Origin of the sequence: Aliiroseovarius sp. F20344, assembly GCF_023016155.1 — a bacterium.
GTDB lineage: Bacteria > Pseudomonadota > Alphaproteobacteria > Rhodobacterales > Rhodobacteraceae > Aliiroseovarius.
In genome coordinates this window covers 923,308-947,800 of sequence record NZ_JALKBG010000008.1, presented here as the reverse complement: position 1 = coordinate 947,800, position 24,493 = coordinate 923,308, and the positions used below count along the sequence as shown (strand labels likewise).

Sequence of the window (24,493 nt, the reverse complement as noted above, 5' to 3'; positions counted from 1 at the left end):
CCTCGTGAGAAGCGAGGAAACCATTAACCTTGCGCGGCCAAATCCTCGACCAACGCTACAAGCGCGCCCGTTGCGTCCGGGCGGCCATGTGATAGCGCGGCGCGTGCCATTTGCTCGGCCCCGTCCGAGTTTTCAAAAACCAAGGCTACCTGTTCTGCCAAGCTTTGCGCATTCAACATGCTTTCAGGCAGCAAAATTGCAGCGCCTGCATCCACCAGCCCACGCGCATTGGCGGATTGGTGATCATCGGTTGCGGTGGGTAGCGGGATCAGGATCGACGGACGCCCAATGACCGAGATATCGGCCACAGACGATGCCCCTGCCCGGCTGATCACCAACTGGGCCTCGGACATACGGCGTGGAATGTCGGTGAAGAAGCTTTGCACATCGGCGCGGATGCCATGCTCATGATAGTACGCGCTGACCCGATCCATATCCTCATCCCGCGCCTGATGGCTGACCGAGATATGGCGGCGCAGGTTTTCGGGCAGGCTGGCAAGTGCGGCCGGCACGTGATCAGAAAGTGCGCGCGCGCCCTGCGATCCGCCGATCACAAGGACCGACATGGGATAATCGCCCGGTGCGATATAGCCAGCGCCCTGTCGGGCCATAACTTCACTGCGAACAGGATTGCCCGTGTAGACACCGTCCACACCTTCTGGAAGGTCGGTCGGCCACGTGCCACAGGCCACGCGGTTCACGCGGGTCGAAAATAGGGTGTTCACCCGCCCCAGCACACCGTTTTGTTCATGGATCATACGCGGCAAGCCCAGAAGTTTCGCCGCACCAAGTGCGGGGATCGTCGGGTAACCGCCAAAGCCTACAACCGCTTTCGGACGGTCGCGGCGCATCTTCCAGACAGCGCCCAGAACGCCCGCCCCAATGCGGAACGGCACCAAGACTTTGGCCAAGATCCCACCACGTTGGAAGGTGGCAGAGCTGACCTGCTCGATCTCAACCACATGGGGGAAACCGCCGGTATAGCGTGCGCCGCGCGCGTCGGTGGACAGCTTCACCCGCCACCCCTTGCGCAGCATAGCCTCGGCCAGTGCTTGCGCGGGAAACATGTGGCCGCCGGTCCCACCGGCAGCAATCACAAGAAGCGGTTGTTCTGTTGTCATCTGACTTGCCTATTTGCAAATACGTCCTGCATCCGACCCTGAGGCCGCGTGCGGGTAAAAGCCAAAAGCATGCCAAGTGCAATACCCCCGGCGATCAAAGACGAGCCGCCATAGCTGACGAAGGGCAATGTCATGCCTTTCGCGGGCAACAGGCGTACCGCCACGCCCATATTGATCAACGCCTGCACGCCAAACATTGCTGCCAGACCAGAGCCTGCCAGACGAATGAACGTGTTCCGCTCGCGGATCAGACGCAGGAAGCTGCGCACAACGATGGTTGCGTAAAGTGCGATGATAATCAGGACCAGAAGCAAACCATATTCCTCGGCCGCAACGGCGATGATGAAATCTGTATGCGCATCCGGAAGGGACCATTTTACTTGGCCCTCGCCCACGCCAACGCCGAAGAAGCCGCCTTCGCGGATGGCGTTGGTGGCGTATCCAAGCTGGGTTGTTGGGTCGACCTCGGGGTTCAGGAACCCGTCAATCCGGCGCGCGAAGTGTTGCGAGTTGTGATAGGCGAATGTGCCGCCCAGAACGACCAATCCTGCCGCGCCCACAAGCAAGAGGATCGGCGCACCTGCCAGGAAGTACATGACACCCCAACCAAAGAGGATCAGCGCAGATTGGCCGAAGTCCGGCTGCATCGCCAGAAACATAACAATCACAGTGACAAGCCCTGCAGACATCGCGCGTCCGGGCGGGCCGTTTATTTCCTGACTGGCAGCCATCAGCCACGCCGACACCACGACAAAGCCGGGCTTAAGAAATTCTGAAGGCTGCAGCGAGGCAAAGCCAAGCGAATACCAACGCGTGGCCCCTTTGCCGAAATCCGTGCCCAGCACCGGCAGAAGCATCACGGCCACCATCGCCACGATGAACCCAAGCACGCCCAACCGGCGCACCATCTGCGGGGTCATCATCGTGAAGGCAAACATGGTGATCAGCGCTGCCACACCGAATATCAGCTGACGCTCGACATAGTGGAAATATCCCAGACCGTTTCGTTCCGCCAGCGGTGGTGAGGCCGCAAGCCCCAGCAAAATGCCGATGCCAAAAAGGATCAGGATGCACGAGACCGACCACTTGTCGATTGTGCGCCACCAACGGGGAAGAATGGGATCGCCGCTTTGTGCGGGGATCGCGCCATACACCATCTCAGTCATGAATAACCGCCTGCAATTTTCTGTACCGCTCGTAATTACCGGCCCATCCCTTTGCGGGTTATTGGTGCCAGTGCCTGTGTGCCCGTCTTACGCGAAGCTTTGCGGCAAGGATAGTTGGGTTTTCCCCACATTTCCAGTGATTTTACACCCGTTTTCCAGCTAATCGGCAATCAGCCGCTTGGCGTCTGCACCGAACGCGCCTTTGAGCTGAGCTTGCCCAACCGCCCCTCGCGCCAAATGATCACCATCCCGGCGGTGATAACGATGGCTGCGCCCAGCAAGGTTTGCATCGTCGGCAGATCGCCAAAGAACAAATACCCAAACGCCAGCGCGAAGATCATCGAGGAGTAGTCAAACGGAGCAATCGTTGACGCTTCGGCGTGGGTGTAAGCGGTGGTGAGCATAAGCTGCCCCACTCCGCCGGCCAGTCCAGCGCCTAGAAGCAAAAGGAACTCTGTCCGCGTGGGCATGATCCAGCCAAAGGGAATGGTCAAAAGCGACAGCGTGATCGCGGTCAGTGAAGCGTAAATCACCACGGTCGAGGGCGGGTCTACCCCCACCAGCATGCGCACGAGGATTTTTGCCACAGCTACAAAACACGCCGCACAAAGCGCGAGCATTGCCCCAAAGGCTTTCAGATCATCGCCAGATCCCCAGCCGGACAGCTGCGGCCACATTATGATCATGACCCCCAACAACCCGGCCAGCACGGCCGACACGCGCACCAAACGGACCTGTTCGCCCAAAAATATCGCGGCCAGCACAACGGTGATGATGGGCGAAGCGTAAAAAATCGCGGTGATATCCGGCAGCGCAAGATAGCCAACTGCCGTGAAGTTCAGCCCCATCGCCATCACGCCGACGGTGCCTCGACTGACATGGGCCAAAGGCTGGCGGGTGCGCAGGGCGGAGTGCAATCGGCCCTCGTAAGCAAGCCATGCGAAAATCACGGGAAGTGCGAAGATTGATCGGAAAAAGACGATCTCACCCGGCGGAATGCCAATGGTCACCGCTTTCACCATGGCCTGCATGGACATGAAAAAACAGACCGATCCGAGCTTAAGAAAAATGCCGCGTCTTGGGTTCATAGCTTCGCATACCCCCTTGCCAGAGCAGTATAAAGCGAAACCGACACGCAATCAGGAATTGTCGAAGCATTGGCCCCATCAAAGCAACGCAGTTGATACATCCCCCCCGGGAGGATACCATCCAAATATGGACAAACCACATACACACAGCAGTCACCCCAAAATCGCAGCACGCCTGAAACGCGCATACGGGCATTTGCAATCAGTGATCGAGATGATCGAGCAAGGCCGCCCTTGCGTTGACCTTGCGCAGCAGTTGCAGGCTGTTGAAAGCGCCATTCGCAACACGAAGCAGGCCCTAATTCATGACCATCTGGATCATTGCCTTGGCGACGAAACTGCACCCGCAGTTGCCGAGCTTAAAGCCATCACGCGATATCTGTGAGCCGTTGATGTTGGGTGTTCTTGGAAACCGCGTCTATCGCAATTTGTTTTTGGCGCAGGTCGTGTCGCTTTTGGGCACGGGGCTCTCAACCGTGGCGCTTGGCCTTTTGGCCTTTGATCTTGCGGGTGCCAATGCCGCGATAATTCTTGGCACGATCTTCACGATCAAGATGGTGGCCTATGTTGGCTTGGCCCCGATTGCGGGGGCGCTTGCCGACCGGATGAACCGGCGCAACTTACTGGTGGGTTTGAACCTCGTGCGGGCAGCCGTGGTGCTATGCCTGCCCTTCGTGACCCAGATCTGGCAGGTCTATGTGCTGGTTTTTTTACTTCAGTCCGCCTCAGCCGCGTTCACACCCGCCTTTCAAGCGACCATCCCTGACGTTTTGACGGACGAGGCCGAGTATACCAAAGCCTTGTCGCTGTCCCGGTTGGCCTATGATCTAGAGAACATCATCTCACCGACCCTTGCCGCTTTGATGCTGATGGTCATGAGCTTCAGCAACCTGTTTCTGGGTACGGTGGTGGGCTTTGCCCTCTCTGCGCTTTTGATCGTTCTTGTGCGATTGCCCGATCCGAAGCCAGCCACCTCGCATGGGTTCTTAGATCGCACCACGCGTGGCATCCGCATCTATCTTGCGACCCCTCGCCTGCGTGGGCTTTTGGGTTTGAACCTTGCGGTATCAAGCGCGGGGGCCATGGTGCTGGTCAATTCGGTTGTTCTGGTGCGCGCCCAACTTGGTCTGAATGAGGCCGCCCTTGCCTGGACCATGTTTGCGTTTGGACTGGGCAGTATGACCGCGGCGCTTTTGTTGCCCAAAGCTCTGAACAAATGGGCCGAGCGTCCCCTAATGCTGACAGGCGCAAGCCTGATGGTTCTGGCATTGCTGAGCTTTAGTGCGGTGATCAGTTTCTGGGGACTGAGCTGGCAATCCATGCTGATTGCATGGCTGGTTATTGGTTTGGGCTACTCAACTGTCATGACGCCGTCCGGGCGTCTTTTGGCGCGGTCCTCTCATACCGAGGATCGGCCTGCCATTTTTGCCGCTCAGTTCGCCTTGTCCCACGCCTGCTGGCTGGTCACTTACCCATTGTCGGGGTGGCTCATGACTGGATTGGGGGCGGTGCCGACCCTCTTCATACTGGCGGCTCTGGCGGCGATCGGCATCGCGACAGCACGCAAATTCTGGCCGTCCGATGATCCGGTTGTGGTAACGCATACTCATGACAACCTGCCTTTGAACCACCCGCATCTGAAAGGCCATCGCAGGCACACCCATGCTTTGATCATTGATGACGTTCATCCCCAGTGGGGCGCGCATTTCTAGTAAGAAGCGACGCCTCAGGGCGGTCACACTGATATATGAACACCGATTCCCCGCTGTATCAGCAGAAAGCCCACTGACTCCAACCAGTTGACTTAACGCCAAATATCCCCTCTTTTCGCAATGAGGCAATGTCACCAGCCTTAGCCACGCACGCAAAACTGCACCGACAACTCAAGTAGTACTTATGACCGCGCCCGCCTCTCAATTGTTCAGCGACTCCTGCATCGAAAAACCGGATCGCATTTTGGCGAAGTGCCACCAGCTGGTGGCCTGGCCTCAAAAGCTTACACGATGTTTCGCCACAACAGATGAAGCCGCACAAGCCACCAATGAATTAGGGCCAAGTGAGTTTCTGATCACAGTACAGGATGCGGGCGATACCAAACTTTCCTTTTATCACCGCCATTTTGATGATCCGAATGTGCCTGTTCTGGATGAGGAGCTTGAAGGGTGGTGCCAAATCTTGGAAATCGAAGGCGAGCTTGATCAGGCCAAAAGCATGCGTTCCGCAGCTTTGCTGGTTGCGCATGATGGCAACATCAATCCTCTGCTTGCATCGGTTCCCGCAGATTATGAGCAATGCGCAATCCTTGCATCTTCCGGGCTGACGCTTTTCGCCCGCAATAACGCGGGCAATTTCGAGCGCGCGTTGCAGTTTGCAGGCAGCCTGTTTTCAACAGATGACAGCAGACTGGCGGCCTATTTGGGAACGCTGCATGGCGATCTTGGAGGTCATGCAAATAGGGTGACGGATGAATTGCCACCTCAGGGCAAGTTTATGACGTTGTGGCACTCCAACGCGAAACGTGACGCCCGTCTTGCCGCCAAAGCCGCGATTGAGACGCAGCGCCCGCAAATCCATCGTGACTTCCCCGAAGCCAGTACAGATCGCCAGACAGTTAACGGGCGTAAAGAGTTTCAGATCGATGCAGGCCACGGCAAGGTCCAACGGTGCTACCTGTCGCCAGAAGGATATGTCCGACCGATAACCAATCGTTCGATCCTGCTGATACACACCGGCCAATCAAACGCTGGCGTTCACCCTGCAGGCGGACCCATCCCGGGCATCATCAAAACCCGTCATCACATTCTGACACCAAATGATGGAAACGGATCACGCGGGCTGATGGGGGCCGTTCCAGACGAAGACATCACCGATTTGGTACCTCTGGATGAATTTGCGCGCCTGCCACTTCAGTCAGTTGTTGGGGTGGCGGCAAGTTCGTATCTGTCACAGATCCCTGACGGGCAGGACTGGCCGCAGTTCATCGTCCGGTCCGAAGCGATCGGAGGGCAGGCGTTTATTGGGAACACCCAAACCTCAAGACGTCCAGGACTTCATAAGAACGAACTGAATGAGCCCGCTCAGTGCTTTAAAAACCTTGTCTCGACGACTGCAAAACTGGTTGAGATTGCGGCGCAGCAAGGGGCTCCGACAGACGTCATTTACATCGCCCTGACGCATCAGGAATCCGATCGTGCCACAACGCGCCGGGACTATGCAGACATGGCGAATGCGTTCTTTGCGGATCTTGAAGACGGGGTGGCACATCTGGAAACCCCGGTTGTCTGGCTTCTTGATCAATCGCCCGGAACCTACCGCGATTCAAACTGGCAAGTAAGGCTTGCCCTTCAGGATCTGGCAGACGAGTTTGAGAACGTTCATCTGGTCCAGCCTCGGCACCCTTACCCGCTATTCGACCAAACACATTGGAGCAATCGCGCCAAGGCGCTCTATGGCGAATATCTGGGCCGCGCGATTTGGAAGCTGGAACAGGGGCAGCCCTTTTGCAGTCCCAAACTCGTATCAGCAAAGCTTACAGGCCGCGAGATTGTGATCCGCTTCGACAACACCTCGCCCTTGACGCTCGACAGCGACCACTTCCCTGCCCCGCCTGATAATTATGGGTTTCAGATTATTGGCCCCAGACACCCGCTGGCCATTCAGCAGGTTCAGGTCACGTCGGATACCGAAGTTACGATCACCCTGACCCACGACCCCGGCGATTACATGCAAGGGGCGATAGCGGTCCGGTACGCGATGAAAGACCTGCCCAAAGAAGATCGCGTTGACGGGTGGGCGGCAGGTCTGGGTTGCCTACGAGAAGAGGAAGGCTTTGCCAGCCATTGCTTCGAAGGCGTGACCCATTACACTTGGATCCCTGCCTTTGAGGTCACAGGGCTTTAATCCGCTCTTCCTATCCAAACGAAAAACGCCCCCGAAACCGGGGGCGTTTTCCTTTTCACAATTCGCTCTGCGCTTAGTTGATCAGCGTCAGCAGCGTATCCAGCGACTGTTTGGCGTCGCCATAGAACATGCGCGTGTTCTCTTTGAAGAACAGCGGGTTCTCGATGCCTGAATATCCAGCACCCTGACCACGTTTCGACACGAAAACCTGCTTGGCCTTCCAGCATTCCAGAACCGGCATGCCGGCGATGGGGCTGTTGGGGTCGTCTTGGGCTGCCGGATTCACGATGTCGTTCGAGCCGATGACGATGGCGACATCCGTTTCCGGGAAGTCGTCGTTGATTTCGTCCATTTCCAGCACGATGTCGTAAGGCACTTTGGCTTCCGCCAGAAGCACGTTCATGTGACCGGGCAGACGTCCTGCAACCGGGTGGATCGCGAAGCGGACATTCTTGCCCTTGGCGCGCAGACGACGGGTCAGCTCGGCCACGTTCTGCTGGGCTTGTGCCACAGCCATACCATAACCGGGGATGATGACCACGCTGTCGGCCTCTTCCAGCGAAGCAGCCACACCTTCGGCGTCGATGGCGATCTGTTCGCCTTCGATTTCCATGGCCGGACCATCAGACCCGCCACCAAAGCCGCCCAAAATAACGCTGATGAACGACCGGTTCATCGCCTTACACATGATGTAGGACAGGATCGCACCCGACGAGCCAACCAGCGCGCCCACAACGATCAGAAGGTCGTTGCCCAGCGAGAAGCCGATGGCCGCAGCCGCCCAACCTGAGTAGCTGTTCAGCATCGACACAACCACCGGCATGTCGGCACCGCCGATGCCCATGATCAAGTGATATCCGATGAACAGCGCCGCGATGGTCAGGATGATCAGCGGCAGGAAGGCTGCCGTGTTCAGGTACCAAATCAGACAGATGACCGAAAGCGCAGCCGCGCCCGCGTTCAGCATGTGACCGCCGGGCAGCTTTTCAGCCGACGAGGTCACTTTGCCCGACAGTTTGCCGTAGGCGATAACCGAACCGGTAAAGGTCACGGCACCGATCCAGACACCCAGCGACAGTTCAACCAACAGGATGCTGATCTCAACGGCGGATTTCTTGGCGATGAGCTTCCCGAAGGCGCCCAGCTCTTTGACAGCATCGCCGCCAGCAGCCAGTGCTTCAGCGGCATTGCCGATCTCGAAATGCGCGTTGAAGCCAACGAACACAGCGGCCAGACCGACCAGCGCGTGCATGCCGGCGACCAGTTCGGGCATCTGGGTCATCTCGACCTTAGAGGCCAGCTGATACCCGATGACGCCGCCCGCTGCGATCAGCGGGATCGACAGCCACCAAAGACCCGAACCGGGGCCGATCAGCGTTGCGACAACTGCCAGTCCCATGCCGACAATGCCGTACCATACCGCGCGTTTCGCGCTTTCCTGTCCCGACAGACCGCCAAGGGAGAGAATGAACAGAACTGCTGCAACAACATATGCAGCCGTGGTGAAACCAAATTCCATGATCCCTACCCCCTTAAGATTTCTGGAACATGGCGAGCATGCGCCGTGTCACGAGGAAGCCGCCGAAAATGTTGATCCCGGCCATGAAGACCGAGGCTGCGGCCAGCAGGATCACGAGGAAGGACCCCGATCCGATCTGCATCAGCGCACCCAGAATGATGATCGACGAAATGGCGTTTGTGACAGCCATGAGCGGTGTGTGCAGCGAATGCGAGACGTTCCAGATCACCTGGAAGCCCACAAACACGGCCAGAACGAACACGATGAAGTGCTGCATGAAGCTGGCAGGCGCATAAAGACCCAACAGCAGCAGCAGCGCGCCGCCAACCGCCAGCAGAGTTACCTGCTGCTTGGTCTGCGCTTTAAACGCAGCGGCTTCTTGTGCCTTGATTTCCTCGGGCGTCAGTTGCTTGACCTCGGCCTTCGGCTGGGCCGCGATGGCCTGCACTTTCGGCGGGGGCGGCGGGAAGGTGATTTCGCCTTCATGGGTCACGGTCGCGCCACGGATCACGTCGTCTTCCATGTCGTGATTGACCTTGCCGTCCTTCTCGGGCGTCAGGTCAGTCATCATGTGACGGATGTTGTTGGCATACAGGCTCGAGGATTGCGATGCCATGCGCGACGGGAAGTCAGTGTAGCCGATGATGGTCACGCCATTGTCAGTCACGACCTTCTCGTCCATCACGGTGCCTTCGGCGTTGCCGCCTTTTTCAGCCGCAAGGTCAACGATGACCGAGCCCGGCTTCATCGCGTCGATCATATCCTTAAGCCAAAGCTTAGGAGCTTCGCGGTTCGGGATCAGCGCGGTGGTGATGACGATGTCAACTTCAGGAGCCAGCTCGCGGAACTTCGCCAATTGGGCCTCGCGGAATTCGGGCGAAGACACAGCAGCGTAACCACCGGTGGCAGCGCCGTCTTGCTGTTCTTCTTCGAAGTCCAGATAGACGAACTCGGCGCCCATCGATTCAACCTGTTCGGCCACTTCGGGTCGCACGTCGAACGCATAGGTGATCGCACCCAGCGAGGTTGAAGTACCGATGGCAGCCAGACCGGCCACACCAGCGCCGACCACCAGAACCTTGGCAGGCGGAACCTTACCAGCAGCGGTCACCTGACCGGTGAAGAAACGGCCAAAGTTGTTACCCGCTTCGATCACAGCACGGTAACCTGCGATGTTCGCCATCGAGGACAGCGCATCCATCTTCTGCGCACGCGAAATACGCGGCACCATTTCCATCGCAATCACGCTGGCACCGGACTTCTTGGCCTTCTCAAGCCCGTCCTCGTTGCCGCCCGGATTGAAGAAGCTGATCAGCGTCTTGTCAGCGGTCAGGCGTTTCAGCTCTGTATCATTGGGCTGACGCACTTTCGCGATGATGTCAGCAGCTTTCCAAAGCGCAGCGGCGGTCTTTACGACCTCGACACCTGCTTCTTTATATACCGCATCCGAGAAGCCGGCATTTGCGCCCGCCTTAGTCTCGATCACGCAGTCATAGCCCAGCTTTTGCAACATCTTGGCGCTTTCAGGCGTCATCGCAACGCGATTTTCGCCCTCGAACACTTCCTTGGGTACACCGATTTTCACAGTCTCTTCCTTCTCCCGTCGTGTGCCGAACGAGGGGTCTCCCCCCCGGCCCCGGCGGCTTCATGGCGCATTCTATACGCATCCACTGCGCAAGAAGCTATCGTTTCGACGCTTGCTGCGACAATTTTATTTCAATACGCGACAGCAGGTCGCGGTTCAATGCCGCTTTGCAGCAAATTACAGCCAACGACGTACCGTCGCGGCCCAGTTTTGGAACTCATCACCGAATAACTCGGCCAGTCCCGCCTCTTCACCAATGATGAAGCGGCTTGTGATGATTCTCATAAAGACCGGCACCAAGATCAGCGCCGGTAAGACGTCCCAGCGAAAGACCAGTCCGCCCAGAACCAGCGCATCGCCCAGATAGATCGGATTGCGGGTCAGCCGGTAGATGCCTGACTGCAAGAACGTTGAAGGGGTCTGACGAGGGATAAGCGTCGTGCGTGCGCGCAGGAATTCCCACACTGCAAGAACCATCACGCCGATCCCTGCCCCAAACAGTCCATTTCCCAACCAATAGGACCAATTCCAACCAAATCCGAGGCCTGGCAGCCAACGATCCAGCCCGAATGCGATCGCGGTCATGGCGAGAAGCCAAACCGGAGGCAGATCAATAATTCGGAGCAGTTTGGCCATGGTTTCCCAAGCGAAAAGGCAGCATTGCTGCCCTTGTAACAATTCGTCAGGTTTATGCAATGACCGACATCACCAAAACCAAATGTGACATTTCCTTTAATGTGCGGGTTTGATGAAGGTTCCATTGCGCAGATCGCTCATGGCTTGGCGCAGTTCGTCTTTGGTGTTCATAACGATCGGCCCGTGCCACGCCACAGGTTCGCGGATTGGCGCACCTGCCACCAAAAGAAAGCGCAGCCCCTCTGGTCCGGCTTGTACGCGCACATCATCCCCCTCGCCAAAGCGGATCACCGTCCGGTTGCCCGAGAGGTCGCGTATGTTAACCTCGTGCCCAGCAACTTCTTTTTCCAACAGCACTCCTTGCGGGACCGCCGCGTCAGCAAATGCCCCTGCCCCTTCGAAAACATAGGCAAAGGCCTGTCGACGGGTGTTGACCTGGAAGGTTTTGGTCACACCTGCAGGCACGCTGATATCCAGATAAAGCGGATCTGCAGCGATCCCATCGACTGGGCCAGCGCGGCCCCAGAAGTTGCCAACAATCACGCGGACCTTGGTGCCGTCATCCTCTTCAATCACAGGGATCTCGACCGCTGGCACATCCTGATAGTTCGGGGAGGTCATCTTAAGATCACGCGGCAGGTTGGCCCAAAGCTGAAACCCGTGCATCTGACCGCGTTGGTTCGCGATTGGCATCTCTTGATGCATGATGCCAGAACCTGCGGTCATCCACTGGATGTCACCGGCGCCAAGAACACCTTTATTGCCTAAGCTGTCCTCATGCTCGACCTCACCGGCCAACACGTAGGTGATGGTTTCAATCCCGCGATGTGGGTGCCAAGGAAAGCCCTTCGCCGATAAGCGCGGATCATCATTGCGGAAGTCATCAAACAGCAAGAAGGGATCGTACGCCTCGGGTTCCTGAAACCCAAACGCGCGGTGCAAATGCACCCCAGCCCCCTCTAAAGTTGGTTGAGACGGATTGGCGGATAGAACGGGCCGAATGGACATAAGATCCTCGCTTCCTTTGTCATCATGTATGAAAGGAAGCTAGTTACCCGCGCACAAACGCGCAACTTGCACAGATGAACACTGGTACGTTCAGATATGCACAGACGCTAATAGCGAGCAGCGACCGGCATTACCCTGAAGTAGATCCAGCAAAAGTGACATTCGGATCTACACAAGTCTTACCTTCCCCCTCGAAGCACAAGAATTGGAATTCACGAGACTTGGTCACAACACTTTGCTTGAAGTCAGTCGAGTATATTCCGGTCCAGCTTCCAGGAAAAATGGGCCTATAACTGGCGCTCGTTTCCAGAACGAAAAGGTATTCGCCTTCGTACATATTGGGTATCTTCGCGCCAAGAGCATTGATCATCTGGGCTTCATCAGTGTATTTTGCACTGCCTTCACCCGGACTAGCCGCTGAGTCAGTGCTCATGTACTTTAGCTTGCGATCAAGTGGATTGTTGCACTGGGTATCTACGACATCACACTTAACAACGGTGATCCTTATCCAGCTTTTTTCGCTTGTTTTCGACAAGTAGCTGAACAGGTTGTCCAACCCCGTAACGGTTGTATTGTCGTATTTGTAAACACGAGACAAAAAGTCCGAGATCGCATAGTTCGCGCGCAATGAAAGCGACTGCTTTCGGTAGGCATCATAATACGTGAACAGTGCCATCAATGCAGAAAACAGAAGGGGCAGGATAATAAGGCTCTCAATGGTGATCGAACCGCGTTCTTCCTGTTGAAACGCCTTCATGCGTCGCGAAACCGAACCAAATCGGCTTTTCCGCGCACTTCTGTTAGAAAAGATCTCTGACATACCAGCGTCCCCTTAAGGCTCGTTCACATATGTGGTGACGGCAACCAAGGCGATACCGCCAGATGCGTCACGCGGAAGGCCCAAAATCCATGGCGTCGTCGAAAACAATGGATCGGTTACAAAACAGGCGCGAAGCAGCAAAAAGTCCCCTGCGCCGCCGGGACCGAATTCAACATCCTCCGGCTCTTTAAAGTCATCAGCGCGATCCACACACGGCAGAGGACCTTCAGGAACATTCCAAGTGGATGTACTGATGTCGCGAATATCGACGGTCAATTCCCGCTCGCAATCCCCGAATACGATCAACGTCTTTTCACAAATCTCTTCCTTAAGCTCGTCAAGATCCGCAGGACGTTGCCCCAGTCTGAGCTCACGCACCTGCATATCCACTGCACGCTCTAAAAACACAGAACGAAAACCATAATAGGTCAGCTCGAAAGAGGTTAAGAAAAGTGTCATATAGAGCGGAAACCAAATGACAAATTCTATAGTTGTCGACCCGTCTGCCGACATTATGAAACGGCGCATTTTGGACATTAGTGTTGTCATCTGCAGTTTCTTTCCACTCAAGCTTCTACGCGTTCACGTTTTACTTCGTTAGACGTAGCTTGTTGATGTCGTTTGCAAGCTTCCTAAAGGTTTCAGCAATGTCAGTCGTTGACACGGGATAATACTGTTTTTTCGCTATAGCACTGCCATCCAGAGACGCTGTCGAAGCACAGGATTCCATCGTGCTATTGCCCGAGGACATGTCGATTGTGACCACGATAATTCCGGACGATTCCGCAGCACTACACTGTGCAAGAAGCCGAGTGTTCTTAGCGGTTGATCCCACCTTCAGACTTACGTCGTTCTCAATCCAAGGAAACTGGTTCTCTAGGAACTTCGGATAATAGTTCTCTTCCCCCCAAAACTGCTCATATGTGAGTTTTCTGGGTTCGGCCGGATCCGTGGGATCGGGATAGTTTGCACAGATTTCCCGCCAGTATCTTCTAGTCTTGTCCGAATTAAAACAATCCGTAGGAAGTGTCCCGAAGGGGTGATCTTTAGTAAAGGGATTACTTGACGTTCCGGTTTTTATGACCTGCCTAATGTCCCCATAACTGTCTTCGCGAACAAAATGCCATTGATACTTTTCTGTATCCGAATCATAGACTGACAGCACATTGCCGCCGCGCTGTTGCCTAACGTCTCCGCTATCACGATGTATTCTCTTGATTTTTGAGGGTTTGGTTACCCAAAACGGTGAATCCCCTGCGCGCACTTCTGGTGACATCTCAATCGCGGAGGTATTGAACCCATCGGTCATAAGAACGACAATTTTTCGCGAACTCGTGCTGTTGGGGTTATATGGACGGCCTCTAAAGGTCTCGTGGATCAGCGGCGTTGTCATGACCGGCGCACCAGTGCCATCAAGTACTGGATCGCCATCGGCATCTAGTACAGGCTGGCCAGTGGTAAGCTCGTCAACAACTGGCTCAGCGCCAGGATGCAGAAGGGTTGTGCCCCATTTCAGCCCAACATCGATAGAGGTGTTTCCCGAAGCCTGCAGCAAATTCACAGCAGTTTTCAAAGTGGCTGCGGAATGCTGGAACGGTCTGACATTCCGCCATGTATCTGACGCCCGATAGCAAGGCGTACGATCAAGTAGGTATGTGCTCTCTCTGTAGACTTCGCCTGTTTCTGACGTAGAACCGATGCTTCTAGCCATCATCGCTGCCGATGATTGATGCATCAGAAAATCGCGTTTATCCTCATTGGACATTGCCGCCAAACCGAGCGCATCTGGTGTCGGTATAACACCAATCTTTCCATAGGATTGTTCTGAAAACGTTGCGCAGTTGTTGCGGGCATGTGCGCCAACCGGATCAAATGCTTGCAACAGCTCGTCGCCCGCATTCACATAGGCTGCATAGGGTATCAAAGAGATCGAAGTCTTCGTAAACACCCCGTTTGCAACATCAGGTTCTGGGATAGTACAATCCGTGGATTTTGAAGCGTCTGCCGGATCACACAGCAATAGGTTGCTAAATTCGATCGCCGCCTTCTTCAATTCCGTCAGCTTGTCCCCTCGCATCGAACCCGAAACGTCAAGGACAAGTGAAATTTCAGTAAGCGCCACGCCCTTCTCCGCGCGTCCCGCTGCAGGAGCAGAAAGCTCGGACACACCCGACCAGTTCAGGAACGGTGTCGTAATATTCAAAGATGCAGAGGCGTCAACAATGCTCTGCCCTTGGCTCATCTCAACCGTTACAGAATTTGCATCGATGGTATCTTCCAGACCAGCCCGCTTGAAATAATCAAGCACAACGGCCTTACGCGCCGCTTCTTGGCCAACCTCAGCGGCAATAATGCGATCGGGATTGGCCGCAGCCAAGATTGCACGATCCAAAGTTGCTTGAAGGCGCGTCCGGTGCAGCTCATACCGCATAAAATCAATTGCGAGCCCTGAAAAAATCAGCATTACAACAAACAAGAACATGGCTAAAATGTACATCGCGCCATCTTCGTCAGATGTAAAAGTCTTAACACGCGAAAACGGCCGGCGAAGCGCCAGCCTGATTTTAGAAGCCGATTCAAACATACTCTTATGCTCCGAAATATGAGCCATTTTTTCCCTTCCCGGTCGCATTCTTGCGATCCACAGGACACTCGCACCCGCTTTTCAGCAAGGCTAAGCAACAAATTCCCTGTGTCAAAAATAAGGCGACCCTGTGATCATTGAAACCTAAATCATCACAATGGTCACTAAAGGCCCATTTTTGTTCACGAATCAACCACAAATTGTGACTGAAAAGTTAACTCGTTTCTGGTATGGAAACACTTCGCCGTATTCCATGACCGCCCGGTCGGTAGTGTTATGGGGTGGTACTTTGCTCAATTCCTCCTAACCTCTGTGCTGTATTGTCGCAGTTCAAAGCGATTCTGCGGCATTGCAGCAATTAGAATGCACAACCTGTACAGAGGTACAAAATGTCCCTTACGAATGAGCCGAGTTTTCGAGAATCTGTTGAACTGATGTTCAATCGCGCAGCCTCCCTTATGGACCTGCCTTCAGGCTTGGAAGAGAAGATCCGAGTTTGCAATGCTACCTATACCGTGCGCTTTGGCGTGCGATTGCGAGGCGAGATTCAGACATTTACCGGCTATCGCTCCGTACATTCGGAGCACATGGAACCCGTCAAAGGCGGTATTCGCTATGCCATCGCTGTTGATCAGGACGAGGTTGAAGCCCTCGCCTCCTTGATGACTTTCAAATGCGCGCTGGTCGAAACGCCCTTTGGGGGATCGAAAGGCGGTCTTTGCATTGATCCACGTCAGTATGAAGAGCACGAGCTGGAGCTGATCACCCGTCGCTTCGCCTATGAGCTTGCGAAACGTGACCTGATCAACCCATCACAAAACGTCCCTGCCCCAGATATGGGCACCGGCGAGCGTGAGATGGCCTGGATTGCAGACCAATATGCGCGGATGAACACAACCGACATCAACGCACGGGCCTGTGTCACCGGCAAACCGCCCCATGCGGGCGGGATCGCTGGGCGTGTTGAAGCAACCGGGCGTGGCGTTCAATATGCATTGCGTGAGTTCTTCCGGCACCCGGAAGATATCAAGAAAGCCAAACTGACCGGCAAGTTAAAAGACAAGCGTATCGTGGTGCAGGGCCTTGGGAATGTTGGATATCACGCGGCCAAGTTCTTGGCTCATGAGGACGGCGCTAAGATCATTGGCATCATCGAGCGTGACGGCGCCCTATTCGACAAAAATGGCTTGGATGTCGAAGCCGTCCATCACTGGATCGCGGGACATGGCGGCGTTAAGGGCTTTGCGGACGCTGAGTATATCGAAAATGGTCCAGAGCTGCTGGAAGCAGAGTGCGACATTCTGATCCCTGCTGCGCTTGAAGGCGTCATCAACCTGACCAATGCCGAGCGCGTTAAAGCGCCTTTGATCATCGAGGCTGCAAACGGTCCGATCACGTCTGGCGCGGACAAAGTGCTGCGTGACAAAGGCACGGTGATCATCCCGGATCTTTACGCAAATGCTGGCGGTGTGACCGTGTCCTATTTCGAATGGGTCAAGAACTTGAGCCACATTCGCTTTGGACGCATGCAGCGTCGTCAGGAAGAAGCGCGTCACCAGCTGGTTGTGGACGAGCTGGAGCGCCTTGATCGCTATCTGGGCGATGCATGGTCCATGACGCCAGAGTTCAAAGACAAGTACCTGCGCGGCGCGGACGAGCTGGAGCTGGTGCGCTCGGGTCTGGATGACACGATGCGTATTGCTTATCAGGCGATGCGCGAGGTATGGCATGCGCGTGACGACGTGGATGACCTGCGGATGGCGGCGTATATCGTGTCGATTGACCGTATCGCAGCCAGCTATCGGGCCAAGGGCCTCTGATCTGATCGACCACACCTGAAACGGATGCGGCCACCCAATGCGGTGGCCGTACTCTTTTGAGGACAAGGCTTACTGGCGAAGAAGGTCGGCTTTGCCTGCATCCTGCAGCACCCAATACTGCAACGCTTCGCGTATCCCGCGTGCGGCATCGGCCCGCCATTCCCGCGATGTTAGACGTTCCCGGTCACGCTCGGACGACAGAAAGCCTAGCTCGATCAGAACGGATGGGATATCGGCCGCTTTCAGGACCGAGAACCCTGCTTGCAGCCGCGGCGTCTTATAGGTCGACCCCGTGGCGCTGTGAATGCCTTCAACCAGACTGTCTGCCAAGGCCTCGGAACGCGGGGCGGTATCGGTTCGGGCAAGGTCCATCAACACCAGCGCAACCGCATCATCTTGCTGGGACAGATCGACCCCCGCCAGAATGTCGCTTCTGTCATGACGTTCGGCCAGCTTGCGCGATGCTTCGTCAGAGGCATCTTGTGACAACGTATACACGCTGGCCCCGGTCGCCCTGCCTTGTGCAAGCGCATCAGCATGGAGCGACAAAAACACGTCGGCCCCTGCCCGCCGTGCGATGGTCACACGCTCCTCAAGCGGTACAAATTCATCTGCATCGCGTGTCAGCACGACGTTGAACCCACCTGCCCGCAAAAGCTCTTCTTTCAGTTCGCGTGCGAAGCTCATCATCAGATGCGCCTCAACAGCGCCGCCCCTTTCAGCACCAGGATCAATGCCCCCGTGGCCGGGATCCAGAACCACTGTGATATCACCAAAACCCCGTTGGCGCGTCTTAGGCGACGGCATCGGGCGGGCTGGACGGTCAAACAGAGCATCTTTGGGCGCACCTGCAGCGGCGGCGAAATCTGCATCTGAACCGGTGGTCAATTCGATGCGCAACCGTGCAGCCTCAACCCGTTGCGCAGAGCTTCCCGCGGTTTGATCCTGTGTTTGAAGACCCGCGGACACGACCTGATACGGAGCAGACAAGCCAAAGACGATCCTGGTCCAGCCGGGACGATAAAGCCCCGCCCGGATGTCTGAGAACCAATCCCCTTGAGACAACAGAGTCGGAATATCGATCCCCTGCCAATCCAATTCCGAGAAGTCGATAACCAGCCGTTTGGGGTTGTCCAATGTGAACACCCGCCACGGAACGGCTTGTGTCATCGGCACCTCAATCGCGACACCGCGCCACCGATCCGTAAGCGCGACGCCTTCGCCAGCCAAATAGGCCAGTCCACTTAGCCCCGCGGGTGTCTTGGTTGTATCCGGCAAGGAGGCGTTGTCTGTGACAGCGCCCTTCCCCGTTTCAGGGCTTTGGTCCGTTTGAACAGTCACCGCTGGTCGTGGTTTTGGCAGAATTGAGGTTTCGGGTGCCAGATCGCTGTCAGCCCATGCCGACACAGGAAATAGCCCTGCAAACACACACGCCGCAAGCCAGCGACCACCCCAGCCCCAAGAATTTGATCCTGCCATCAATCCCAACTTACCGTTGATTGTCCCTGTCTGTGATCAGCTTACTGTGCAGCGCGGCCTTGCGATACCATATATTCCATCTGCTCCAGTTCCATGTAGCCACGCGCCAAAGTGTTCTGCATGACAAAGGCCGGTGTCCCAGTGATCTGCAAGCGCTTGCCCAAATCACGGTTCGCTTTAAGCACTTTATCAACCTCAGGCGACGACATGCCGGCAACGATTGCTGAACCGTCCAAGCCAAGCTCATTTGCAATCTCGATCAAGCGCTCTTCGGTCACAGTACCGCGCACAGCAATCAGCTCATCGTGCAGCTTAGCATAGGCCTCTTCACCAAAGTTCTGCTGAGCGGAAATTGCAAATCTCGCCGAGATCAGGCTGGCCTCACTGAGAATGGGAAATTCTTTCAAAATCAACCGGATATTGCCATCTTCTTCAAGTAGATCTTGAAGCACCTCATAGGCCTTCCGACAGTAGCCACATTGGTAGTCCACAAACTCGACAATCGTGTAATCCCCGTCCGGGTTTCCAGCCACGTGGGAAAAGCCGTCATTGAAGATGTCGTCAGCATTTACAGTGACCAGATCTTTGTCTTGCTGAACCTGAGCTTCCGCCTGCCGTTGCTCAAGAATGGCGAAGGCTTCCATCAGCACTTCGGGGTTGTCCAGCAGATACGCCCGCACCTCATCGCGGAAGGCGTTGCGTTCATCTTCAGACAAGGCGCCAAGATCCAGAGCTGAAGCCGGAAGGGCTGTGGCCAAGCCGAGAACAGCAGTCAAAGTGGCAAGGCGCAGGGTGCGTGGCAAAGCAATTTTCATTGGCGGTCATTCCTGTCTGGGCACCCGGATCGGGCAAGGTAAAACTGTGTTGCCATCGATGTAAGCCAAACACGCGACACTGCCAACCATTGCCTGCAACCCGTCGCGACGATCGGTGCATTCTGGCGCATTGACTTCCGCATACAGGACGGGCACCCCTCAGCCAAATCAATTAGCTTGATCCAAGCTACGCGCTTGTAAAACTCTGCAAGGCAGGACGCATCGATTAAACGACCAGATCGTCACACAGCCTGAGTGGGAAGAAAGGGCAAAATATGAAAAGTTCCAACCGTGGAAACGTCGATGCTTTTATCGTGATGGATGTGATGGAAGCTGCCCGCGCCGCCGAGGCTTCGGGGCGTCACATCATCCACATGGAAGTCGGTCAACCGTCGACCCCGGCACCGCTGAAATCACGTCAGGCACTGACACAGGCGATGGACGAAAACGCGCTGGGTTACACCGTTGCCCTTGGCCTTCCGGAACTTCGTGAAGGCATCGCAAGCCTATATAAAGATTGGTATAATCTTGACCTCAATCCAGAACGCGTGGTGGTGACACCGGGCAGTTCGGGCGCTTTCATTCTTGCGTTCACCGCGCTATTCGAAGCAGGTGATAAAGTCGGACTTGGGGAACCCGGATATCCCTCCTATCGCCAAATTCTGAAAGCCCTGAACTTGCAGCCGGTTGGCCTTCAGACCCGTCCTGAGAACAGGTTGCAACCCGTGCCCGCAGACATCCCCGATGGGCTGGCCGGTCTGATCACCGCCTCCCCTGCCAACCCGTCCGGCACGATGCTGGATCACGCCGCACTGGAGGGGTTGATCGACACCTGCCGCGCCAAGGATACCAGCTTTATTGCGGACGAAATCTATCACGGCCTTCAGTACGAAGATCGGGCTGTGTCGGCGCTGGAAGTGTCGGATGACATCTACGTGATCAACAGTTTTTCAAAGTATTTCTCGATGACTGGTTGGCGGGTCGGTTGGATGGTTGTCCCCGAGGATCATATCCGCACCATCGAGCGTCTGGCTCAGAACATGTTCATCTGCCCGCCCCATGCCAGCCAAATCGCCGCGCTGGCAGCCTTAGAAGCCCGCGACGAGTTGGACGACAATCTGGCTACTTACCGCACCAATCGTCAGCTGATGCTGGAAGAGCTGCCCAAAGCCGGGTTTGACAAAATCGCCCCACCTGACGGCGCGTTTTACATCTATGCAGATGTGAGTGAGCACACAAATGACAGCCGGGCTTTCGCCGCTGAGATCCTTGAAAAAGCCGATGTGGCCGTCACGCCCGGCATGGATTTCGACCCGATCCGCGGTCACCAAACCCTTCGATTTTCCTATGCCCGTTCAACCGAGGATATACGCGAAGGGTTGACCCGCCTGAAGCGCTTCATGAAACGCAGCTGATTCAAGTTATCACGTCAAGATCGTAGGATCTCACCGCCACCTCTACCTTCGGTTTACGGTTGGTAAACAATGGGTTACGTTTGCCCCTATTTTCCCCTTATTTACATGAAATTTTCCGCTTCTTCGCCTTGAATTTGTCGCATTTAGGCGGGCATAAGTAGCCAAATGTTAGACCCAGTGGTTTATTAGCCATTGGGATAGGAAGAGAGCAGTAGTTATTGGTCGGGTGGATGACCATTAATTTTGTCATGTTCGGCAACACTCAGTCGGACAACGGCAAGCGTAGCGATTGAACGAGACTGGGGAAAGACATGGCCACTCTAGACAATGCAATTTGGCTCACCGGCGCGAGCGGTGAGGCACAAAATGGTAGCACCGTAATCACAGACGGTGCGAACTCTACCACCGTAACAGGGACGTTCACTGGCAATTGGGATGATAGTCAGAGTGGCTACAATGTGTCGGAGTTCGGCGCGTTTGGCGTCACCTCAAACATAACTGCCAATTACGAGTTTTCTGAGCCTGTCGAAAATCTCTCCTTCGATTTCGAGCATGTGAATGGCGATGAAGTCAATTATGACGACTCTTGGACGATCTACGCCTACGATGAAAATGGCGATCTGATCGACAGTGCGGACATTATCGCCTCGATCAGCGGGTTGGATCAGGATGTTGTATATGCCAACCCCGACGGTTCGGTTACAATTGAATCTGAAGGCGGCAATGCAAACAATGTATCCTTCAATTACAGCGGGCAGATTTCTGAGATCAACCTGACCTTTGCGCCAGGACCAGATGCACCTTCCACCGGCGGATCGGGCATTACAGATTTCTCATTCGATATTCCTGACACGACCGACACCGATGGTGATGGAGTGCCAGACTCTTCCGATGTTGATACCGATGGTGATGGTATCTTGGACGTGGATGAGGGCGCTGGGACCCAGACATTCACAGTCACCGTCGACGGCGATTTCTATTCTAACACTGAAGAAGGTGAAGAGAACTCGTGGGAAATCCTTGATAGCAACGGTAATGTCGTTGCCTCGGGTACGGTCACAGACTCTGGTGTCCAGACATGGGACGTCGATCTTCCAGTTGGACCTGATTACACGTTCCGCATGCTGGATTCCTACGGCGATGGTCTGTCTTGGACGGATGATGATTCCAACTCGGATGCAGGTTTCTCACTTTCCATTGATGGAACAACTGTTCTCGACAGCAGTGGCAACCCAATCAGCAGCACCGGCTATGAAGACTTCGGCTTCGAGGCCAGCTACACATTTGATGTAGATGCGCTCGATTCAGACGGGGACGGCATCGCTGACTACCTCGATTTGGACAGCGACAATGACGGCATCACCGACAACGTCGAGGCGCAGACCTCGGCTGGTTATGTCGCCCCGACTGGCGTCGATACAGACGGTGACGGACTTGACGATGCCTATGAAACAGGCGGTCTGACACCCGTTGATACCGACGGAGACGGCATCGCCGACTATCTGGACACTGACAGTGACAATGACGGCATCTTGGATGTCGACGAGGCCGGTCACGGCGTGGACCAAGCGACCATCGACGCATCTGGCGACAGTGATGGCGACGGTATTATGGATGCTGTGGACGACGTCGTTGGCTGGGACGTTAATGACGACGACGTTGACGGCTCCGGCAACCTGACGCTGGACGATACGGATGGTGACGCTGCCGTTGGCGGAGATTACGATTTCCGTGACGACACCAACAATAACTACATTGTCGAAGGCACCGCTGGCGATGATCTGATCGATGCGTCGTACACCGGCGATCCGGATGGCGACTTCGTTGACAACAATGATGCGCTTGATGGCTCGAATGACGATGTGATTGTGGCAGGTGCAGGCAATGATACTGTCATCGCTGGATCCGGAAACGACGATATCGATGGCGGTACCGGCAACGACACGATCTATGGTGACGAAGGTCCCTCGCCTGTCACTTCGGCATCGGAATCCCTGAACTGGAGTTCGGAAGGCGCGGACGAAACAGATCTTTCAGCAGGGTTTACTCAGACCACCGGGCAGATGGATGTTTCGGTTTCCTTCTCAAATGATGGCGGCGGTAACGACTTCAGCGTCGAAACTTCTGACACCGCCTATACCGAGGCTGGTGAGCCGTTTGATCCAAATTCGAACCTCTCCCTTGGTGGGACAGGTTCTACGCCGACTAGCACAACCACAATTGACTTTTCGTCTAATACCACAGGTGTTCAGGACGAAGTTGAAAATGTGACGTTCCGCATAAGCGAGTTGGACTCTGACGGCTGGCAAGACATCGTCACAATCAACGCCTATGACGCTGATGGAAATCTGGTCACCGTAACGATTGATCCGAACGGTACAGATACCGTTTCGGGCAACACGATTACTTCGGGAATTGGCAGTGAAGGTTGGGGCGATCAAGACGCATCTGCGCTTGTCACCATTGCTGGCCCACTTTCCAAAATTGAGATCATCTATGAGAATGGTGGTACTTCTGGCCAGCTGATCGGCATCTCGGACATCCACTATGACACTGTCGTAGATACGATTGTTCCCGGGGACGACGTCATCGACGGTGGCGAAGGTGATGACATCATCTATGGCCAAGGCGGCGATGACACCCTGACAGGTGGCGAAGGCGCGGACGAACTTTACGGTGGCGAGGGCGACGATACGATTAACTTCGGCGTCAATGATACTGCCGAAGGTGGTCTTGGCGACGACACGTTCATTTTGGACCCGACCGAGGCAACCGGTGGCCCGGGCGTTGTCATCAACATCGATGGCAACGAAGACCCAGACGATTCGGATGTCGACACGCTGTATCTAAGCGGCTTGGCTACGCATGATGACATTGTCTATGACCCGAATGATCCGGAAAGCGGAACAGTTACGCTGTCGGACGGCACGGTCATCAACTTCACCAACATCGAAAATGTCATCATCTGCTTCACAACGGGCAGCATGATTTTGACGGATCGTGGTGAACGTCCGGTCGAAGACCTTAAGACCGGTGATATGGTTGTCACCCGCGATCACGGGCTTCAGCCCATCCGTTGGATCGGCCAGAAAGCCACTGAAGGGCATGGCAAGCTTGCCCCCATTCTCATCCAAAAAGGTGCCTTTGGCAATCACAGCGACCTGATCGTATCCCCGCAACACCGCATGGTGTACGAGGGTCCGCAGGCCAACCTGTTGTTTGCTCAGCCCGAAGTTATGATCCCAGCTGTTCACCTGCTGCAAAGCGGCTGTGCAACTCAAACTGAAGTGGATCAGGTAACCTATTTCCACATCATGTTTGATCAGCACGAGGTGATCTTTGCCAACGGCGCTGCGACGGAAAGCTTCCACCCCGGCCACCAAGGCTTGGGTGCCATTGACGACGCGTCCCGTGCAGAGCTGTTCACGCTGTTCCCGGAACTGCGCAGTGAACCACGCCAATACGGTGACACCGCACGTATGGTTCTGAAAGGCTATGAAGCGCGCGTGTTGGATCTGACGCGCTAAGTTTCAAGCA

General features: G+C 55.3%; 18 protein-coding genes. 6 read left to right on the top strand and 12 right to left on the bottom strand.

The features are described 5' to 3' along the window. Positions 1-23: 23 nt before the first annotated feature. The 3 genes from murG to MWU55_RS13610 form a co-directional block, all read right to left on the bottom strand. Positions 24-1,121, bottom strand: a complete 1,098-nt coding sequence (gene murG / locus MWU55_RS13620; RefSeq protein WP_246936876.1) for an undecaprenyldiphospho-muramoylpentapeptide beta-N-acetylglucosaminyltransferase — start codon at positions 1,119-1,121, stop codon at positions 24-26. Next, positions 1,118-2,287, bottom strand: coding sequence for a putative lipid II flippase FtsW (gene ftsW, locus MWU55_RS13615; protein ID WP_246936873.1), 1,170 nt, complete (start codon positions 2,285-2,287; stop codon positions 1,118-1,120). The genes murG and ftsW overlap by 4 nt, the downstream gene beginning before the upstream one ends. 170 nt (positions 2,288-2,457) lie before the next feature. Then, complete coding sequence (locus tag MWU55_RS13610; RefSeq protein ID WP_246936870.1) at positions 2,458-3,375, bottom strand: DMT family transporter; 918 nt, start codon at positions 3,373-3,375, stop codon at positions 2,458-2,460. A gap of 127 nt (positions 3,376-3,502) precedes the next feature. Between MWU55_RS13610 and MWU55_RS13605 the strand changes: the two genes are divergently transcribed. From MWU55_RS13605 to MWU55_RS13595, 3 genes are all read left to right on the top strand, one after another. Continuing rightward, on the top strand, positions 3,503-3,760 hold the full coding sequence (locus MWU55_RS13605; protein ID WP_246936868.1) for a metal-sensing transcriptional repressor: 258 nt from the start codon (positions 3,503-3,505) through the stop codon (positions 3,758-3,760). A gap of 7 nt (positions 3,761-3,767) precedes the next feature. Further along, positions 3,768-5,087, top strand: coding sequence for an MFS transporter (locus tag MWU55_RS13600; RefSeq protein WP_246937921.1), 1,320 nt, complete (start codon positions 3,768-3,770; stop codon positions 5,085-5,087). A 184-nt stretch (positions 5,088-5,271) separates the two neighbouring features. Continuing rightward, entirely contained in the window at positions 5,272-7,275 is a 2,004-nt protein-coding gene (locus MWU55_RS13595) for a hypothetical protein (protein ID WP_246936865.1), read from the top strand. 73 nt (positions 7,276-7,348) lie between these two features. On the opposite strand, the gene MWU55_RS13590 is transcribed toward MWU55_RS13595, so the two are convergent. The 7 genes from MWU55_RS13590 to MWU55_RS13560 all read right to left on the bottom strand — a co-directional run bounded on the left by MWU55_RS13590 (position 7,349) and on the right by MWU55_RS13560 (position 15,454). Next, the gene (locus MWU55_RS13590) at positions 7,349-8,794 is read right to left on the bottom strand and encodes an NAD(P)(+) transhydrogenase (Re/Si-specific) subunit beta (RefSeq protein ID WP_246936863.1); all 1,446 of its coding nucleotides are present in this window, start codon (positions 8,792-8,794) and stop codon (positions 7,349-7,351) included. Between the two features lie 13 nt (positions 8,795-8,807). Next, a complete protein-coding gene (locus tag MWU55_RS13585; protein ID WP_246936861.1) occupies positions 8,808-10,379 on the bottom strand; it encodes a Re/Si-specific NAD(P)(+) transhydrogenase subunit alpha in 1,572 nt (523 codons plus the stop codon). A 177-nt stretch (positions 10,380-10,556) separates the two neighbouring features. Then, positions 10,557-11,015 (bottom strand): isoprenylcysteine carboxylmethyltransferase family protein, encoded by a 459-nt coding sequence (locus MWU55_RS13580; protein ID WP_246936860.1) that lies wholly within the window; start codon positions 11,013-11,015, stop codon positions 10,557-10,559. Between the two features lie 96 nt (positions 11,016-11,111). Then, positions 11,112-12,023: a pirin family protein gene (locus MWU55_RS13575; protein WP_246936857.1), complete on the bottom strand. Its 912-nt coding sequence runs from the start codon at positions 12,021-12,023 to the stop codon at positions 11,112-11,114. Positions 12,024-12,153: 130 nt separating this feature from the next. Beyond that, entirely contained in the window at positions 12,154-12,843 is a 690-nt protein-coding gene (locus tag MWU55_RS13570) for a hypothetical protein (RefSeq protein ID WP_246936854.1), read from the bottom strand. A gap of 12 nt (positions 12,844-12,855) precedes the next feature. After that, positions 12,856-13,392 carry a TadE family protein gene (locus MWU55_RS13565; RefSeq protein WP_246936852.1) on the bottom strand — a complete coding sequence of 179 codons (537 nt, stop codon included), beginning with the start codon at positions 13,390-13,392 and terminating at the stop codon, positions 12,856-12,858. 40 nt (positions 13,393-13,432) lie between these two features. Then, a complete protein-coding gene (locus MWU55_RS13560; protein ID WP_246936849.1) occupies positions 13,433-15,454 on the bottom strand; it encodes a Tad domain-containing protein in 2,022 nt (673 codons plus the stop codon). 362 nt (positions 15,455-15,816) lie between these two features. On the opposite strand from MWU55_RS13560, the gene MWU55_RS13555 reads away from it, so the two are divergent. Next, a complete protein-coding gene (locus MWU55_RS13555) occupies positions 15,817-17,247 on the top strand; it encodes a Glu/Leu/Phe/Val dehydrogenase (RefSeq protein ID WP_246936846.1) in 1,431 nt (476 codons plus the stop codon). Between the two features lie 69 nt (positions 17,248-17,316). Here the strand turns inward: MWU55_RS13555 and MWU55_RS13550 are convergent, their stop codons facing one another. Next, positions 17,317-18,726, bottom strand: coding sequence for an N-acetylmuramoyl-L-alanine amidase (locus MWU55_RS13550; RefSeq protein WP_246936844.1), 1,410 nt, complete (start codon positions 18,724-18,726; stop codon positions 17,317-17,319). A gap of 41 nt (positions 18,727-18,767) precedes the next feature. Next, on the bottom strand, positions 18,768-19,541 hold the full coding sequence (locus MWU55_RS13545) for a DsbA family protein (RefSeq protein ID WP_246936841.1): 774 nt from the start codon (positions 19,539-19,541) through the stop codon (positions 18,768-18,770). Positions 19,542-19,816: 275 nt separating this feature from the next. On the opposite strand from MWU55_RS13545, the gene MWU55_RS13540 reads away from it, so the two are divergent. Next, positions 19,817-20,956 carry an aminotransferase class I/II-fold pyridoxal phosphate-dependent enzyme gene (locus tag MWU55_RS13540; protein ID WP_246936839.1) on the top strand — a complete coding sequence of 380 codons (1,140 nt, stop codon included), beginning with the start codon at positions 19,817-19,819 and terminating at the stop codon, positions 20,954-20,956. Positions 20,957-21,267: 311 nt separating this feature from the next. Beyond that, positions 21,268-24,483 (top strand): Hint domain-containing protein, encoded by a 3,216-nt coding sequence (locus MWU55_RS13535; RefSeq protein ID WP_246936836.1) that lies wholly within the window; start codon positions 21,268-21,270, stop codon positions 24,481-24,483. Positions 24,484-24,493 lie beyond the last annotated feature (10 nt).